Here is a 16,318-nt window from a genome sequence, read left to right as displayed (position 1 = left end):
TACTCCATATATTGGTATTTCAAAACAACAAGTAATTGAATTAAGAAAACAACATATAAATCCAGTTGTTTCTACCTACTATCAACAACCAATTATGATTGTAGAAGGTTCGATGCAATATGTTTTTGATGAAACAGGGAAACGTTATTTAGATGCTTTTGCAGGAATAGCAACAATTAATGTTGGTCATTGTCATCCTCATGTTGTTAAAGCTGTACAAGAACAATCAGCAAAATTGCAACATTTAACCACACTTTATCTACATCCAACAATTGCTGAATATAGCCAAATGTTAGTAGATAAAATGCCAGATGATTTATCAATGGTTTACTTTGTTAATTCTGGTTCAGAAGCTAATGATTTAGCAATGTTAATGGCGAGGGTTTATACTGAAAATTTTGAGATAATTACTCTCCGCAATGGGTATCATGGTATGAGTGGTAATACGATGGGATTAACATCTCAAAGTAGTTGGAAATATTCTCCACCTCATAATTTTGGGATTCATCATGCTTTAAATGCTGATGTTTATAGGGGTATTTGGAATAATAATGATAGTAATGTTGCTGATAAATATGCTGATGAAATTAAGAATATTATTCAATATGCAACCTGTGGAAAAATTGCTGCTTTTTTTGCTGAGTCTATTCAAGGAATGGGAGGAGTAATAGTTTATCCAGATGGATATTTAAGGAAAGTATCTGATTATGTTCATCAAGCAAAAGGATTATTAATTATTGACGAAGTACAAACTGGTTTTTGTCGAACTGGTAAAGGTTTTTGGGGTTTTGAACTTCAGAATATTAAACCTGATATTGTCACTTTAGCTAAAGGTATTGGAAATGGATTACCTCTTGCTGCCGTTGTTACAACACCTGAAATTTCTCAAGCATTTACTCAAAAAATGCACTTTAATACATTTGCTGGAAATCCTGTTTCTTGTGCTGCAGGTAAAGCAGTTTTAGAAATAATTGAAAGGGAAAAATTACAACAAAATTGTTCTCTAGTTGGAGATTATTTACTCAAAAATCTTAATGATTTACAAGAAAAATATGAATGTATTGGGGATGTTCGTGGTTGTGGATTAATGGTTGGTCTTGACTTAGTTAAAAATCGGGAAACAAAAGAACCAAATTCTGAACTTACATCTCAAATTCACGAATTATCAAAAGATTTAGGATTAATTATTGGTAAAGGTGGTTTATATCGTAATATTTTACGGATTAAACCACCACTTTGTATTACAAAAGCAGATGTAGATTTTATTATTCAAGTTTTGGATTTTGCTTTTAGTTCTTATGAAGAAGAATAACCATAAAATGTAAAGTCAAGCGTCCAGGTAAAATTTTGAAACAACAAACTAAAACTATATGACGATGAAACTTCAGGGAAAAAATATTGTAATTATTGGTGGGAGTAGTGGTGTCGGCTTTGAAACAGCACGATTAGCACTTGAACAAGGAGCTAACGTAACGATTGCAAGTCGCTCTTCAGAAAGATTAGAAAGAGCGAAATCTAATCTAATGGGTAATGTAAAAATCGCTGTGGCTGATGTAAGTGATGAAGTTTCAATACAAAATATTTTTGAGAAACATAATCGTGTCGATCATGTCTTCCTTCCTGGAAGTACAAGGACTCTAGGCAAAATTCTTGATACTCACCCTGATAAGTTTCGCCAATCTTTAGAAGAGCGAATTTTTGGTCCTTTATATGTAGTGCGTGCCGCAGTGCCAAAAATGCCGAAGAGTGGTTCGATTACATTAGTATCATCTATTAATGTAAATCGTCTTTTGCCAGGCAGAACTATGGTGGCTGTGGCTGCAGCAGCAGTCCAAAAACTTACTCATTGTTTAGCATTGGAATTAGCTTCCTATTCGAGTAAATGCAGTTTCTTTAGGCTGGGTAGATACCCCTGCTGTTCGTGAGTTGTTAAAAGATAAATACGATACTATTATTCCTTCTATTTCAGAAAAAATTCCGGTTAAGCGGATTGGAAAGCCTGAAGATGTGGCAGAAGCAGTAGTTATGCTAATGAGTAATGGTTATATTAATGGAGAAATTCTCAACATTACTGGTGGTCAACATATTACTGGTGCTGAATACATTACGAACGTTTTAGAAGAACGTGGACATCTTTCAGATTTGAAGCAGGAGTCAGAAGACAAAAGTTAAACTTAACACTTTTGGTGAAAACACTACTGAACTTGCATCCCAAATTCACGAAGCATCTAAAGATTTAGGATTAATTATTTATTGGTAAAGGCGGTTTATATCGTCATATTTTACGGATTAAACCACCACTTTGTATTATAAAAGCAGATGTAGATTTTATTGTTCAGGTTTTGGATTTTTTTTTAGTTCCAATCTAAAATAATGCAGAAAATAGGCTCAAATACTAATAACTGATAACTGAAATTATTGCCCGATTTGAAATATTTGTTCTGCGGTCAAATTGAGTTCTGGAAAAGTAGGAGAATTAACTACATTTTGACCTCTAAATAAATTTAGCGCATATTCACCCTGAACTAAATGATAAACTGAAATTGTTGGTTGTTTTGGATCTCCAATATAACGCCTTCCTCCTAACCCTAAATAATCAACTATCCAATACTCACATATCCCTAATTTTTCATATTCTGCCAACTTTGTTAAATAATCATCTTGCCAATTTGTACTTACTACTTCTATTACTAATTTAATACTTGTACCTTCAGTAATAGTCGATCGCTTCTTCCACATTAGTTCATTTTCCATAGCATTAGAATCTAATACCATTACATCAGGAATATAAGCAGATTTATCCGAATCTATAGCTTTAATTAATCCTTGTCGAGGGATAAAAAAAGGCAAATTTAGACGTTTAATTTCCACACCTATTTCCAAAGCTAGAAAACCAGCTACTTGTTCGTTAGTTCCAGTAGGTTGCACTGCAAAAATTTCTCCATTATGTAATTCAAATCTACCATAACCATCAGGATACCACTCCCAAAATTCCTCTAAATTAATCAACTTAATATCCTCTTTTTCTAGGATATTAATAGCTTCTTTTTCTTTAACAAACATATTGATATATTCTTAATAATTTAACTTATAAATCTATCGGTTTACTTTATAAAAATGCACTGTTAAATAAGTAGGTATAGTCATAACAAATGATTTGTAAAAAAAACTGTAGAGGTTTGAAGACCAAACCCCTACCAGAAAAATTTACAATCTATTTAGGGCTTGCTATACGAAAAAAAACTAAGCAGGGTTTACTGATTAAACATCAAAGCTTTTAAAAATAAAAGTTGCAATCTTTTTAGCTTTGGAAAAAGTGTCAGCTTCTAGGTAAAACAAGATTCAAACAAATTAGCATCAGAAGGCTCACTAAAACAGAAAAATTAAGAGACCATTCTTCCTAACTCTTAACTACTCCCTACCCCCTACTCCCTTAATTAAAACAAACCATTATTATCAATCAAATATTGTGCCAACTTATTCACACAAGCACGAATCTGGGGGTCTCGTCCACCAAAACTATCAACCACAGTCATCACATAAACTTCATCATCAATACTAAACCCTAAAGTAGTACCCAGAGCGCGAGAATTTTCTCCAGTCTTTTCACCCAACCATTCAACTTCCGGCAAATCTTCTAAACCAGCATATCCTAATAACAAATCCTTCTGACTAGCCAATGCTTCTATCAATACATCAGAATTTGGATACTCATAATTATATATAGACACCATCATATCTGTCAGCTCATTGCTAGTTAGAGTATTACGACCTTTACCAGGATTTTTGGGCTTAATGCGGTTGCCCATTAATTTATAATTTACCCGAATAACTCTATAACCATCATCCTTAAGAACCTTATTAATATAAGGTTGTCCCAAATAATCAATTAATTGATTTGTAGCAATATTACTACTACGGTCAATCATTTGATCGACCAAAGTTTTCAAAGGATAATACTCACTAGCTCGGATTTCTGACCCATCTTCAGTAAAATTTCCCCTACTCACAAAAACAGGAGTATCTAAACTAATATTTTCTTCATATACCTTTTCCATCAATGCCACAGCAACAGGAACTTTAATTAAACTTGCTGGACTTGCAGGAGGTTTATCCCCATTTAAGTCCTGACATTCTCTCCGTAAATTACAGATAGTAATTGCAGCTCTACTTGATAAACCACTTTCTTTACGAATTTTATCCAAAAAATTAGATTTAGTTAAGTTTAAATGATAAGACGAACTATCAAGATTAAGTTTATATTCTTCAAGTTTTCTATTAGTTCTTTCTCCCAAAAATGAATCAGCCGGAATTTCCTCTAAATTAGAAATAGCTTGTTGCCAAAGATATTTTTGAGTTTCTCTAGTTTTAACAGTTGGATTTGGAGATACTCCAACTTCAGCAGCTTGGTTTCCCAGATTTATTGCTTGTTTCCAATTATCATTCGCTCGCTCTTCTATTAATATTTGAAGTTCAATTTCTTGCAACCTTTCAACTAACTTTTGTTGTTTTTCAAATGTTGTTTGATATTCCTCAGAAAAGAATAATCTTTTGCGAGGAGTAGGCAAAGATTCTAACTCATTAACCACGCGATCGCGCATTTCATAAAGTTCTTGCAAAGATTGACTATAAGATTCTGCTGCCGAAGAAATCTGTATACTTCCAATTGAAATGAAAGTAATACTGGCCATGATTGTTAAAGTACCAGTCAGAATTTGTTTAATTTTTAATATTCGATACATAGAATTTGCCTCACACAAATAAAGAATTTGATGTTGACCAACAAGATAATCTTTAATTCTGAACAATATCAATTTATCAGTCTAATATACAAATACACTATGCTCGAATTGGAAAAATAAAGGCAGAAGGCAAAAGGCAGAAAGCAGAGGGAAAAAGTTTTGTAGTCAAGGTTAGTGAAAATCCCTATAAATATTTAAAGAATTGAATAGATACCACAAAGTTGCAAATACGTCAAACCAGTATATAAGTCATCGAGAAAAATTAGATCGTCATCCTCAAATCTAAATCAGGCGATCGCCAGTGTAAACAACCAAATCATAAGTATTTCAGGCTGTAAAATCTTACTAGGCAATAAAAAGCCTTAGATTATAATTTGCCTATATTACCATGAAAAAGCTGAAACTATTGAAATTCTGTTAGCTATATCCAGAAAATTTTGCCATTTTTTGTTAGAGATTGATGACAAAATTGAAAAAATTAAAACTATAAGTTAAAATTGATAACTAAAACTTTTCAGACAGGCGATCGCTAAAATAATAAATAGGGCTTGTTGATTAAATAAGGCTTGCTGAACAAATCTAAAAGCTTTCACAGATCAGGCTTTTTAAGTAGTGATTTATCAGTAACCGTAAAAGTAGCAGATTTTTACCTTATAAAAGTGAAAAAGTAAGTATTTGGGTAAGACTTAGGCATAGTTGGCAAGGGATAATTTTTACAAGTCCTCTAAAACTCTTGACTCCTCTTGACTTCCCCTCCTGGGAAGGGTTAGGGGTGGGTTGACTTCCTACTCCCTACTCCCTACTCCCTACTCCCTGCCGTAACCAAAAAAAATCAGAAGTTCTATTCTTTCCTAACTTCTGACTTCTTAATTATGACTTCTGGCAAATAACCATACATATATAAGTTTTTGATATAGCAGATGGTATTATTTACAAACTGAGAAATTTTTTGTCTGTTTATGATAAAATCCCTCAATCACAATATCCGCCCGTTCATCTGAATGCATATTGCTTGGCTTGGAAAAAAATATCCTTTTTGTGGCAACGTCACCTACTCTAGAGAAATAACCAACACTCTATTAGATAGAGGTTATCAGGTTAGCTTCCTTCATTTTGCAACTGAAGATACCAAACTTGAAAAATGGTCAAGGTTTCACGAAGTATCTCTACCTTGTATCTATAAATCTCAGGGCTACACCATACCTAGTCTTAAATCTAGTAAAGTCTTAAGTCAGGCTCTACAGAAACTTAAGCCAGATATTGTTCACGCATCCCTCACCCTCTCTCCCTTAGATTTTTTACTGCCGGAAATTTGTGAAGAATTAAATATTCCCTTAGTAGCAACTTTTCATGCCCAGTTTGACAGTAAACCACGGAACATTAAATCTGGGACCCAATTTTTAGCCTATCAATTTTATGCTCCTTTTTTAGCAAATTATGACCGAGTAATTATTTTTTCAGAAATACAGAAAGATTTATTAATGAAATTGGGAGTTCCGGGCAAAAAAGTAGCAGTTATTCCCAATGGGGTAGATGTAGATAAATATTCTCCTGGAGTCTCTAGTCTGAAAACTGAGTTAAACGCTAGTCGTGTCTTTCTATATTTAGGTCGTATATCCACAGAGAAAAATGTTGAATCTCTGCTCAAAGCTTGGAAACATTCCGATATGACTAATGATAATTGTTTAGCCATTGTGGGAGATGGACCTTTAGCTCCCTCTCTCCAAATGTTTTATAGCGATGTTCAGGGAGTTAGTTGGTTTGGTTATGTAAGTGATGAGCAGCGACGGATAGAAATTTTGCGTGGTGCCGATGTATTTATTTTACCTTCTTTAGTAGAAGGTTTATCTTTGGCTTTATTGGAAGCAATGTCTTGTGGTTTAGCTTGTGTAGCTACAGATGCAGGTGCTGATGGTGAGGTGTTGGAAAAGGGAGCTGGTATAATTTTAAATACTCATAATGTTACTAGCCAATTACAAACTTTATTACCTGTGTTTAGAGACCATCCTGAGTTTAGTCTTCTTTTAGGGCACAAAGCTCGGCAAAAAGTTTTGGAGCGTTATACTCTAAGTCGAAATATTACTCAATTGGAAATGCTTTATGCTGAAGTTGTTAGAGAAAGAAATCCTAAGTTGAGTAGTTTGATTTAAGGAAGAACGAAGAAGGAAAAAGGATGAAGTAAGCTGGTAGTTGATAGTTTTGGTCTTGAAGTTTATTAGTTAGAGTTTGCTGAAAAAGTCTTTTTGGGAAGGTAGGGAGCAAGGAGTAGTTAATAGTCAAGAGTTAGAGGGAGTTATAGAGGAGGTACTCAGAAAAATTTTCCCTTAATTTTTTTGCTGGATAGACAGAAATAAAAAGGCAAAGACTTCCGCCACCACCCCAGGAGCTTCACACAATGAAAATCACTCTTGGATAGACAGAAATAAAAAGGCAAAGACTTCCGCCACCACCCCAGGAGCTTCACACAATGAAAATAATCTCGCATCAAAGAATTTTTGCTTGCATCCCTACAATTTTTGTGATACAATAAAAAACATCTGGATATATTCGTCTATATACATGACTTTTTATTCAATAAAGATTCTTAACAAAAAGACTGTTTCTGGCAACCCTACCTAAATAGACATATCTAGTTTTTATCTAAGCTTCTAATATCTTTTGAAAACCCTTAAAACTTGTTGAGAATGAAACTGGAATTACTGTCTTTCTTTTGTAGTTAATTTTTCATCACCTATGCTAGAAAAATGATAACTTAAATCTAACTCCTTAAGTTTATTGTCTTTAGCGTTATGTATTCCTTCTTGCACATATTGCGATACTAGATTCTAATTATTTCTCCTACGAAAAGTCATAAATTCATAATAGACAATGGATAATTAAAAAGTTATATCATATCTCTCCAAATCTAAATAACCATAATAAAAAAATTAGGAAATAGGAAGCAGAATAAAATGAACAACGTTTTTATTATAACTAATTAATAAGACTTGATATTAAATAGAAAACTAGAGATGTAAAAAACTCTTTCATTATTAATAATTAATAATTAAAAAAATCACCCCAAAAACCTTTTACCTTACTCATCATTCCTTCAGAATGCCAACTATTTTTTGCCTCCTCCAAAACATAAGCAGAGACAACTTCTATCTCCATTTCAGTCAAACGATCTTGATAAGCAGACATATTATTTTTCCCATACCTAACCAAATAAGCGATCGCCTCCACAGAATCCAAATTATTTCTTTGCAAAGTCTCAATTTTTAAATTTTTTCCCCATCTCACAATATTCCCTCCATTAGCATGACAACCCACACAATGAACCTGAAAAAGTTCCGCACCTTCTATCATTTCTGCGCCTAAAGCAGTCGGCATTTTCATAACATTAATCAAGAGAAAAATTAATAAGCAAACTGTAACTATTTTTTTCATTTCTTTCCTTTAATCTAAAATATATGAATTTGTTCTCCTTTGATAATGCAAAAAATAGAGATTTACTCTCTTCTAATATTTTTTCATCGTGATAGAGAAACAAAAGTAGTTAACTTTAATAGTATCCTAAATTTTCCCCTCAAGCAATCTCAGTACCTAACATTTAACTGATAACTATACCCATCTTAAATAAGTTGTAAAATTTTATTGTACGAGTTTAGTTTTAAAATCCTATTCATGCTAGGGTGAAGACCAAAACCTACATCTTTCAGTCATAAACCATTTAGAATCACTATAAAATTGTTATGACTAAAACTTTATTAAAACCAGAAAAAAACCCTATTAATAGGAATTAGATGGGAAACCTATCAAGCCTTATTGTTAGACTTAGCAGAAAATCCTAGTAAAAAACTTACCTACGATCAAGGCAAATTAGAAATTATGACTCCCTTACCAGAACATGAAATTAATAAAGAATTTTTAGGACGACTCGTACAAACAACCACAGAAATATTAGGATTAGAAGTATCAAGTCTTAGTTCCACAACATTAAGTCGAAAAGATTTACAAAAAGGCATTGAACCAGATCAATGTTATTATATCACCAATGAGGAATTAATACGAAGTAAAATTCAATTTAAGTAAATTTGTAGTGGAATGTTTAATCTAAAACTGTGCATTAGCCTTTAACTTGAAAATTCTTACTTTTGACTTTTTAATTTTGACTTTTGAATTCAATGAAATATTGAGATTTGATAGAGAAAAATTATTTATCTATTGTTTGGAAAATGGAAATTATCAGGAGCAAGAACAATCAAATGTTTTGCCAATTTTATCCAAATCAGTTATTTTAAATTTTCTCACAAGACGAAGAGAGAAAAGTGAAAATACTTTGCTTTGAGAGTTCCGTCAATGGTTAGGAAATAATTAATAATTAATAATTAAACAATAAGGTTTAAAGTCTCTCCTTTTAAGAAAAAAAAGCAGTCGTTTTGTTGATGGAAAGCTACGCTAACCTACCAAAATACCATATCAAATCGACCAAGAGAAAATAAAAATTTTTCCTTTTTGTCAATCCCCTTATTTTTTTATTGTTTTTAAGAACAGGTAATTGTTAATTATTGCGAGGGAGGTGATAAAGAATTTAGTCTCAGTAATCTCCCTCATCTTCCAGAAGTCATTATTAGAGGTTTTTATGAATTTAAAAATTTACTTAAAATAGATATTATTGCTTAGATTATAACAATTTTATATACAAAGATTGAAAAGGTGATTTAACTTTGTCTAAATGTTAAACATTCAGTATATCTAACACCATTAGTGTACTACTTTCATACATTTGATTGATAATCTATTTTACCAATAGTTTGATAACTCAATTTTCTAAAAAAAGGAACCAAATATGCTTCAGCATCTATAAAATCAAATTTGATTTCATCTAACAACTGTTGTTTGTATAAACCTTCCATTATTCTCAACCCTATACCTTTTCCTCTAAAATTACTTTGAACCATCAATCTTCCAGTAATTGATGTATATAACGGATATGCATCTCCTGCTTTTTCCATTTGATAGAGTTTTGTATAGTAATCTAAATCCAAGTTTTCAGGATCTAAATTTTTAGTATAATTGCATCTAATAGTACCAACTAATTCATTGTTATCGAGAGCCATAAATAGATTAGCAGAAAAGTCTAATAGATCTTCTAATTTCTTGTGTTCATGGTTAGGTTCATAGTTGGGACAATTTTCCCACCATCCCATTTCTTCCACATAGATTTGATAGCGCAATTTAAAAATTTTTTCTCTTTCTTCAGAAGTCTGAGCTAATTTTATTTCTAACATAGTATTTATAATATAAATCTAACAAAAAGTTCAAAATAGTAGAGGTCATTTTTTAATGATAACTTATTCAAAAAATCACCTCAATTAAGAATTTAGAAATTGTTATATCATGTCCGGATAATCAGTGACAAAAAACCTTTTACCTTTAAACCTTTCTTTTCCTTCTCTATTGCGATCTCTGCCTTCCTTCCCCCAAAGTTTAAGTATTCAACCGGACATAATATTAATTCCTAACTAAATTCCTAGCTTTTGCTTTATATAGTCTGAAAATTTATATTTTTTCAAAACATCCGGAGGTAAATGAGCAGCACCTTGAATATTTCCCAAACAATTTTCACTGTGACAAAGACAACTAAATCCTCTATCCATAGACCATTCTATTGATGGATAAAAGAATGTAAGTTCTTCTCCTATTTCGATATTTCGTAAGGCAGTAACCACCATATTTGTAGTATCAAAAAAAACATTAGGATTGCAACTATGATTAATATATTGTAGATATTCTGGAGCGAGCATAATATGTTCGCGATCGCTTATTTGCACTGTTAAATAATTAGGTTTATCTAGAATTTCTTTAGGACCAAATTTACTGAAACTTCTTCAGACTTCAACTCAACAGTTGTATATAGAGATTTATTCCCAGTAGTCTGACATTCGCGAATTTCCGCAATAGAATTAACCTTTGTTATTTTTTCACCTGTCTGCATATATTTTTATCAAGCTCTAAACTTCCTCATATTATAGAGGAATCAGAAAGAATCAAGAAAATTTTTTCCTTTTACTGAATCCTCTTATCGTCCAGAAGTAATTATTATAGGTTTTTATGAATTTAAAATTAGTTAAATCCTAGCATAAATTATTAATAACTTAACCCCAGAAAAAAACAGATTTTGGGAACAATGATTAATTTAATTCAAGATAATAACCAAACTGAAAATCAGTCTTGTTATGAGTTTATTGAAAATACTTATGGCAGTATTCAAGATGAAACTTTTGTCAGAAATTCTCAAGGTAGTTTTGAACAGAGAAAATTATTTGAATAATTTATTTATTAGATACTAAATCTTCTTCTAATGAATCAATCAAAACTTCACGTTTTGGCATTGGTTTTAGAGGAGCATTAATAGGATTATACTTATAATAACAAATTGCCACTACATCAAATTCACCTATTGGTATATCAGGTGTATAAGTTTCAACCCGCGAAACTTCCCAATCTCCCTGACGATAATGAGTGCTATATCCATGCTCCTCTGGGTTATGCAGTGCATCAACTCTAATAAACTCCTTTGGCCTATATCTTAGTTCTGGGATTGGTTTATTTGATGAGTCAAAATATTCCGTTAGTACACGAGTCAGTTGTTGAGTATGTTCTAGTTTCCTAGACTCCCAAACAGGTTCGTCTTTTTCAGCTCGAAAAATAATATATTTATTCATAAGTTATTTATCCTCTTTGTCATAAAAAGATTTAGGAAATTCAGTCTTACCTTCAAAAACACAGTCAACTTTCAAAATAGGGTGCTGTGGGGTGAGCTTCTACTTTAATTAAGTTCCATCCGTATTTTTTCCTTCCTCATTTCCTCACATTTAGAATTTATAATTTTGCACTTAAAAATGTACTATAATATTTTGTTATTGTGAGGGAGATGATAAAGCAGTTAATATTAATAGTTTCCCTCATTCTTCATAAGTAATAATTTAGAGGTTTTTATGAATTTAAAATTAGTTAAATCTTTAGCAGAAATTATTAACAACTTAAGCCTAGAAGAACAACAGATTTTAGGTACAATGATTAATTTAATTCAAGACAATAAACAAACTGAAAATCAGTCTTGGCATGAGTTTATCGAAAATACTTATGGAAGTATTCAAGACGAAACTTTTGTCAGACATTCTCAAGGTAGTTTTGAGCAGAGAGAATTATTTGAATGATTTATTTATTAGATACTAATGTTTGCATTGTTTATTTAAAAGGTTTAAATAACAATTTAAAACAGAAATTAGAAAGTTATAACCCGCAAGATATGGTAGTTTGCTCTGTGGTAAAAGCTGAATTATTTTATGGGGCAATAAAAAGTCAAAAATCACAGCAAAATTTAGTTCAACAACAAATCTTTTTAAATAGGTTTATATCTTTGCCTTTCGATGATAGATGTACAGAAATATATGGAGAAATTCGCACAAGGTTAGAAAAAGCAGGAAAAATCATCGGACCTTATGATTTACAGATCGCTTCAATTGCCATAGCTAATAATTTAATTTTAGTAACGCATAATTTAACTGAATTTAAAAGAATTAGTGAATTAAATATAGAAGACTGGGAAGTTTGAGTAAATTCTTAAAAAGAGGCAGTAGGGAGTAGGGTAAATAATTGATTTTATTTATTTTTTTATTGTTGAAAATTTCTATTGTCAGGGAAGTGGCAAACTAGAATTTATCAGTATTTTTTGGTAAGTGGGAGCATATTCCTCCTGACTCATCAATGATAAAAAATTTCCACATTCCCTACCTTTTCTAAACTTTCTACTCCAAAATATTACTCAATCTTTGCTTCAATACACCTGCTAAACCTCCTATTGAAACTTTCATTTGTTCACCAGTTCTTAGATCTTTTAAACTACACATATTAACCGCAGCTTCCTCAGAACCAATAATAATACAAAAAGGAATTTTCTGCTTATCAGCTTGTTGTAATTGTTTACCAACTCCCCGACTATCAAAACTGGTTATCACATTCATTCCACTCTGACGTAACTTTTGAGAAACATCCAAATAAACTGCCATTAAATTTTCCTCCATATTCACAACCATAACAGTTGCTGGAGTAGGAGCAAAAGACTCTAAAATACCCGCCTTTAATAAACGACTCATTAATCTAGTTAAACCAATAGAAATACCAACCCCCGGCATTGTTTCCCCAATAAACATTCCCACTAACTCTTCATATCTACCCCCAGAACAAATACTACCTAAAGCCTCATGTCCGAGTAAAGTAGTTTCATAAACCGTACCAGTATAATAATCTAATCCTCTAGCTATCGATAAATCAATACAAAAACGTTCCTCCGAAACTCCCAAATTTCTCACCCCAGAAATAACAGTTTCTAATTCCGAAATTCCCTGAATCAAGACCTCAGAATTATCCCAAGTTTCTGCCATAATTTTCAACTTATTCAAAACATCATCAACCGAACCTTTAACCTTAGTAAAATCCCAAACTTTTTCCACTTGCTCTTCAGACAAACCAATTTCTACTAAAGCCTTTTTAACCTTTACTTCTCCAACTTTTTCAGCAGTATCAACAACTCTAATACAAGAAACAATATTCTCTACTGTAACTCCCACAGAAGCAAAAAAACCAGTTAAAACTTTCCGATTATTAATTCTAATTAAAAAATCACCAATATTAATAGCCTCAAAAATTTCCGCAATAATCGCCGGAATTTGAGCATCATATAAAAGACTTAACTTTCCCCTACCCACAACATCAATATCACATTGTCTAAACTGTCGAAAACGACCATCTTTTGCTCTTTCACCCCGGAAAACCACATCCATTTGATAACGAGCAAAAGGAAAATTTAAATTGTTTAAATGACGAGCAATATAAGCAGCCAAAGGAACAGTTTGGTCAAACTTTAAAGCCCTTTCTTCCGAACCAGAATCTCCAGCTTTTTCTTTTTCAGCTTGACGATTTGGAGGTAGAATTGGAGATAAACCATAAACAATATTATCCCCTTGATTTCCTTTAGCCTGTAAAACTTCTAAACGTTCAACTGCTGGAGTTTCAATAGGAGTAAAACCATAGCGTTCAAATACCTGACGAATCGTATCCATCAAATAACTTTCTAATCTTTTTTCCCCAGGAAGAAACTCCGGAAATCCACTCGGACAACTATAATTAATTTTATCTGTTTTTGCCATTTTGATTATTTTAGTATTCAGCTATCAGCTATCAGCTATTGGCTATGAGTTATTAACTTATTATTATACCAAATAAGTAATTATTTTTTAAAGAGAATAAAAAGTTATATTTACGTTTGCGTAGCATCCCGTAGGGAAGTATTCCGCAGGAAATTCTGAATGGTTACTTTATTTTTTATCTCAAGTAAACTAATTTTAAATGATTTATCAAAAAGATTGTAGGGGTTTAGTTTCCAAATCCTACAGCAGATTTCGAGCAAATGATGTACAAAATGAATAATTAATATCTTGTTAATACCGACATTTTCATGATTCCGGGTGTACCTCAAAATAGTGAAAAGTTCTGTATTTTGCATTAGGTTTGGAGACCAAAACCCTACGATAAAATCCTACAGCACTTTCCCTTGAAGTAGATAAAAAAAGTAGGGAAGTTCCATGGAACTTCCCTACAGAGTTATGATATTAAATTCGGTTGAGAAAGGATATTTACTGTAAAGATAAGCCAGAAGAGAGAAAGTAGAAAGATGAGATAGGAGGAGTAAAAAATCACCTTTTAACAACCAGATTTAGTATCATTAATTTGTTGTGAAAAATCAGAAAATAAATAAAAAAACCTAAATTTTCACCTGTTCCCTAATTACAATAAAAAATCCAGATTTAATACTACCTAATTTTAAAGTTTCTTTTTCCTACTTCCTTCCTACTTCCTTCCTACTTCCTTCCTTCTTACTTCCTTCTTAATTCCTTCCTTCTTACTTCCTTCTTCCTTCTTCCTACTTCCTTCCTTCTTAATTCCTTCCTTCTTACTTCCTTCTTCCTTCTTACTTCCTTCTTCCTTCTTCCTTCTTCCTTCTTCCTTCCTTACTTCTTACCAAATAAACCGCCAAGTAAACCATTTCCTTTCTCAGTTTTACTTCCTTTTTTGTCAGTTTTAGCAGTAACTTTACCAGTAGTTTTATTAGTTATTTTACCATTAATAGCCCGTTCTAATAACTTTTTAACTTCCAATGCTTTTGGTTCTTTAGGATTCAAAGATAAAGCCTTTCTAACTTCAATTTTTGCCATTGTGCCCTGATTTTGCTTTAAATAACACAATCCCAATAAAGCATGACCACGACTATAATTTGGCTCCATTTTTAAAGCACTTTTTAACTCCAAAATTGCTTTAGCATAACTCTTATTAGATATCAAACTTTCTGCCCGACTACAAGCTTGATTTACCAAAGAATTTTGAGCTTTGGGTTTTACCGTTTTATCGTCTTTACTAACCGAATATTTAACAGGTGATAAGGGTGTTAAATTAACTCCACTCTGAGATTCTTTCCTGAGTAAATAAGCTAAATTTAACTCACTAATTTGTTCAGTAACTTCTAAAGTCTTATCCAAAAACTCATACTGGCGATCGCTCAACTTCTGCAAAGCAACCTTATATACTTCTTGGTAATCCCCAACCTTAGCAACTTCTTTCGCAGCATCAGTAGTAAACTCAATTTTACTAGATTGCTGACTAATATTATTACGCATTTTATTAAGAATAACAAAAAGTTCAGCGCGATCGCCCTCCTTAGAGAACTTATTGTAAGCTGGACTTACCAGTTTAGATAACAATTGATTAGCCAATTCTCGATCCGTCTGATTTTCAAAAGGACAAGTATCAGGATGTAAACGACGCGCCACCCGCATATACCTTTTCCGAACCTCAGAAAATTCTGCATCCAGAGAAACTCCTAGAATTGCATGATAATCTGTATAATCAAATTTAAACAATCCTTTTGTAAATCTAAACATAATAAAGATTCCTGCTGACCGCAACTTAAAATTAAACCAATATAAGCTATCAGCTTTTAGCACTCAGCTCTCAATTTTGGATAGTTTAGTCGGGTTGAAAATTTTCTCCGAAGGCGCTCCCAAAAATTTTGCTGACTGCTAACTGCTGACCCCTGACCGCTTTTTTAATCTCTCAATGGTATCCCAATAAGCTAAAGGAGGAGCTTCAATTAAAGCTTGACTCATCAAATCGTGAATTTTCCCATTAGTAGCCAAAATTCGGCCCGACTGGAAATCAAAAGCACTATTATCATAAGCCGTAACTTTCCCCCCTGCTTCCTCCAGGACAACAATACCAGCAGCAACATCCCAAGGGGACAAACCCCTTTCCCAATAACCATCCGCACGGCCACAAGCAATGGAACACAAATCCAGAGAAGCAGAACCAGAACGTCTTATCCCTTGAGTTAAATGACACATCTGGCAAAATTCCTTATAATTATTGTCGGTTCTTTCCCGACGATCATAAGCAAACCCAGTAATCATTAAACTTTTTGGCAAAGTAGTAGTTTGAGAAACCGAAATTGGTTTTCGATTGCGAGTTGCCCCCAA

The 16,318-nt window shown here is 32.6% G+C and carries 16 protein-coding genes and 1 pseudogene; 8 read left to right on the top strand and 9 right to left on the bottom strand.

Translation table 11 applies throughout. From position 1 onward, the window contains the following. Both VKJ25_RS13895 and VKJ25_RS13890 read left to right on the top strand, forming a co-directional pair. On the top strand, positions 1-1,312 hold a 1,312-nt coding region (locus tag VKJ25_RS13895), incomplete at its 5' end, for an aspartate aminotransferase family protein (RefSeq protein ID WP_324237225.1). 58 nt (positions 1,313-1,370) lie between these two features. Continuing rightward, a pseudogene (locus VKJ25_RS13890) lies at positions 1,371-2,172 on the top strand (SDR family oxidoreductase). A 243-nt stretch (positions 2,173-2,415) separates the two neighbouring features. Here VKJ25_RS13890 and VKJ25_RS13885 read toward each other — a convergent pair. Both VKJ25_RS13885 and VKJ25_RS13880 read right to left on the bottom strand, forming a co-directional pair. Continuing rightward, positions 2,416-3,063 (bottom strand): Uma2 family endonuclease, encoded by a 648-nt coding sequence (locus VKJ25_RS13885; protein ID WP_324237224.1) that lies wholly within the window; start codon positions 3,061-3,063, stop codon positions 2,416-2,418. A gap of 374 nt (positions 3,064-3,437) precedes the next feature. Beyond that, entirely contained in the window at positions 3,438-4,808 is a 1,371-nt protein-coding gene (locus tag VKJ25_RS13880; protein WP_324237223.1) for a serine hydrolase, read from the bottom strand. 935 nt (positions 4,809-5,743) lie between these two features. Here VKJ25_RS13880 and VKJ25_RS13875 point away from each other — a divergent pair. Next, entirely contained in the window at positions 5,744-6,892 is a 1,149-nt protein-coding gene (locus tag VKJ25_RS13875) for a glycosyltransferase family 4 protein (protein WP_324237222.1), read from the top strand. A gap of 889 nt (positions 6,893-7,781) precedes the next feature. On the opposite strand, the gene VKJ25_RS13870 is transcribed toward VKJ25_RS13875, so the two are convergent. Further along, complete coding sequence (locus VKJ25_RS13870) at positions 7,782-8,171, bottom strand: c-type cytochrome (RefSeq protein ID WP_324237221.1); 390 nt, start codon at positions 8,169-8,171, stop codon at positions 7,782-7,784. A gap of 378 nt (positions 8,172-8,549) precedes the next feature. Here VKJ25_RS13870 and VKJ25_RS13865 point away from each other — a divergent pair, with 378 nt between their 5' ends. Together VKJ25_RS13865 and VKJ25_RS13860 are read left to right on the top strand one after the other, a co-directional pair. Next, the gene (locus VKJ25_RS13865; protein WP_324237220.1) at positions 8,550-8,816 is read left to right on the top strand and encodes a Uma2 family endonuclease; all 267 of its coding nucleotides are present in this window, start codon (positions 8,550-8,552) and stop codon (positions 8,814-8,816) included. Positions 8,817-8,892: 76 nt separating this feature from the next. After that, the gene (locus tag VKJ25_RS13860; protein ID WP_324237219.1) at positions 8,893-9,072 is read left to right on the top strand and encodes a hypothetical protein; all 180 of its coding nucleotides are present in this window, start codon (positions 8,893-8,895) and stop codon (positions 9,070-9,072) included. Between the two features lie 430 nt (positions 9,073-9,502). Here the strand turns inward: VKJ25_RS13860 and VKJ25_RS13855 are convergent, their stop codons facing one another. After that, the gene (locus VKJ25_RS13855) at positions 9,503-10,015 is read right to left on the bottom strand and encodes a GNAT family N-acetyltransferase (RefSeq protein WP_324237218.1); all 513 of its coding nucleotides are present in this window, start codon (positions 10,013-10,015) and stop codon (positions 9,503-9,505) included. Positions 10,016-10,249: 234 nt separating this feature from the next. Further along, positions 10,250-10,558: an SET domain-containing protein-lysine N-methyltransferase gene (locus tag VKJ25_RS13850; RefSeq protein WP_324237217.1), complete on the bottom strand. Its 309-nt coding sequence runs from the start codon at positions 10,556-10,558 to the stop codon at positions 10,250-10,252. Between the two features lie 356 nt (positions 10,559-10,914). Between VKJ25_RS13850 and VKJ25_RS13845 the strand changes: the two genes are divergently transcribed. Continuing rightward, a complete protein-coding gene (locus tag VKJ25_RS13845) occupies positions 10,915-11,058 on the top strand; it encodes a hypothetical protein (protein WP_324237216.1) in 144 nt (47 codons plus the stop codon). 1 nt (position 11,059) lies between these two features. On the opposite strand, the gene VKJ25_RS13840 is transcribed toward VKJ25_RS13845, so the two are convergent. Then, a complete protein-coding gene (locus VKJ25_RS13840) occupies positions 11,060-11,452 on the bottom strand; it encodes a hypothetical protein (protein WP_324237215.1) in 393 nt (130 codons plus the stop codon). Between the two features lie 273 nt (positions 11,453-11,725). On the opposite strand from VKJ25_RS13840, the gene VKJ25_RS13835 reads away from it, so the two are divergent. Together VKJ25_RS13835 and vapC are read left to right on the top strand one after the other, a co-directional pair. Further along, positions 11,726-11,947, top strand: a complete 222-nt coding sequence (locus VKJ25_RS13835; protein ID WP_324237214.1) for a hypothetical protein — start codon at positions 11,726-11,728, stop codon at positions 11,945-11,947. Beyond that, on the top strand, positions 11,944-12,345 hold the full coding sequence (gene vapC, locus VKJ25_RS13830; RefSeq protein WP_324237213.1) for a type II toxin-antitoxin system tRNA(fMet)-specific endonuclease VapC: 402 nt from the start codon (positions 11,944-11,946) through the stop codon (positions 12,343-12,345). The genes VKJ25_RS13835 and vapC overlap by 4 nt, the downstream gene beginning before the upstream one ends. Positions 12,346-12,538: 193 nt before the next feature. Here vapC and hisS read toward each other — a convergent pair whose 3' ends face one another. The 3 genes from hisS to VKJ25_RS13815 all read right to left on the bottom strand — a co-directional run. Then, a complete protein-coding gene (gene hisS / locus VKJ25_RS13825) occupies positions 12,539-13,939 on the bottom strand; it encodes a histidine--tRNA ligase (protein ID WP_324237212.1) in 1,401 nt (466 codons plus the stop codon). An 861-nt stretch (positions 13,940-14,800) separates the two neighbouring features. Continuing rightward, positions 14,801-15,727, bottom strand: coding sequence for a J domain-containing protein (locus VKJ25_RS13820; protein ID WP_324237211.1), 927 nt, complete (start codon positions 15,725-15,727; stop codon positions 14,801-14,803). A 138-nt stretch (positions 15,728-15,865) separates the two neighbouring features. Next, positions 15,866-16,318, bottom strand: a 453-nt coding sequence (locus VKJ25_RS13815; RefSeq protein ID WP_324237210.1) for an inositol monophosphatase family protein, incomplete at its 5' end; no start/stop codon positions are given.

Origin of the sequence: Okeania sp. (genome assembly GCF_035285525.1) — a bacterium.
Lineage (GTDB): Bacteria > Cyanobacteriota > Cyanobacteriia > Cyanobacteriales > Microcoleaceae > Trichodesmium.
The sequence above is the reverse complement of the archived record's forward strand: the minus strand, read 5'-3'. Positions and strand labels throughout refer to the sequence as shown.

What these genes read in the sequence shown, in the direction of transcription:
- VKJ25_RS13835 (WP_324237214.1), top strand. Translation starts at nt 11,726, where the DNA reads ATGAATTTAAAATTAGTTAAATCTTTAGCAGAAATTATTAACAACTTA.
- VKJ25_RS13855 (WP_324237218.1), bottom strand. Translation starts at nt 10,015, where the DNA reads ATGTTAGAAATAAAATTAGCTCAGACTTCTGAAGAAAGAGAAAAAATT.
- VKJ25_RS13845 (WP_324237216.1), top strand. Translation starts at nt 10,915, where the DNA reads ATGATTAATTTAATTCAAGATAATAACCAAACTGAAAATCAGTCTTGT.
- VKJ25_RS13840 (WP_324237215.1), bottom strand. Translation starts at nt 11,452, where the DNA reads ATGAATAAATATATTATTTTTCGAGCTGAAAAAGACGAACCTGTTTGG.
- VKJ25_RS13820 (WP_324237211.1), bottom strand. Translation starts at nt 15,727, where the DNA reads ATGTTTAGATTTACAAAAGGATTGTTTAAATTTGATTATACAGATTAT.
- VKJ25_RS13885 (WP_324237224.1), bottom strand. Translation starts at nt 3,063, where the DNA reads ATGTTTGTTAAAGAAAAAGAAGCTATTAATATCCTAGAAAAAGAGGAT.
- VKJ25_RS13870 (WP_324237221.1), bottom strand. Translation starts at nt 8,171, where the DNA reads ATGAAAAAAATAGTTACAGTTTGCTTATTAATTTTTCTCTTGATTAAT.
- vapC (WP_324237213.1), top strand. Translation starts at nt 11,944, where the DNA reads ATGATTTATTTATTAGATACTAATGTTTGCATTGTTTATTTAAAAGGT.
- VKJ25_RS13875 (WP_324237222.1), top strand. Translation starts at nt 5,744, where the DNA reads ATGCATATTGCTTGGCTTGGAAAAAAATATCCTTTTTGTGGCAACGTC.
- hisS (WP_324237212.1), bottom strand. Translation starts at nt 13,939, where the DNA reads ATGGCAAAAACAGATAAAATTAATTATAGTTGTCCGAGTGGATTTCCG.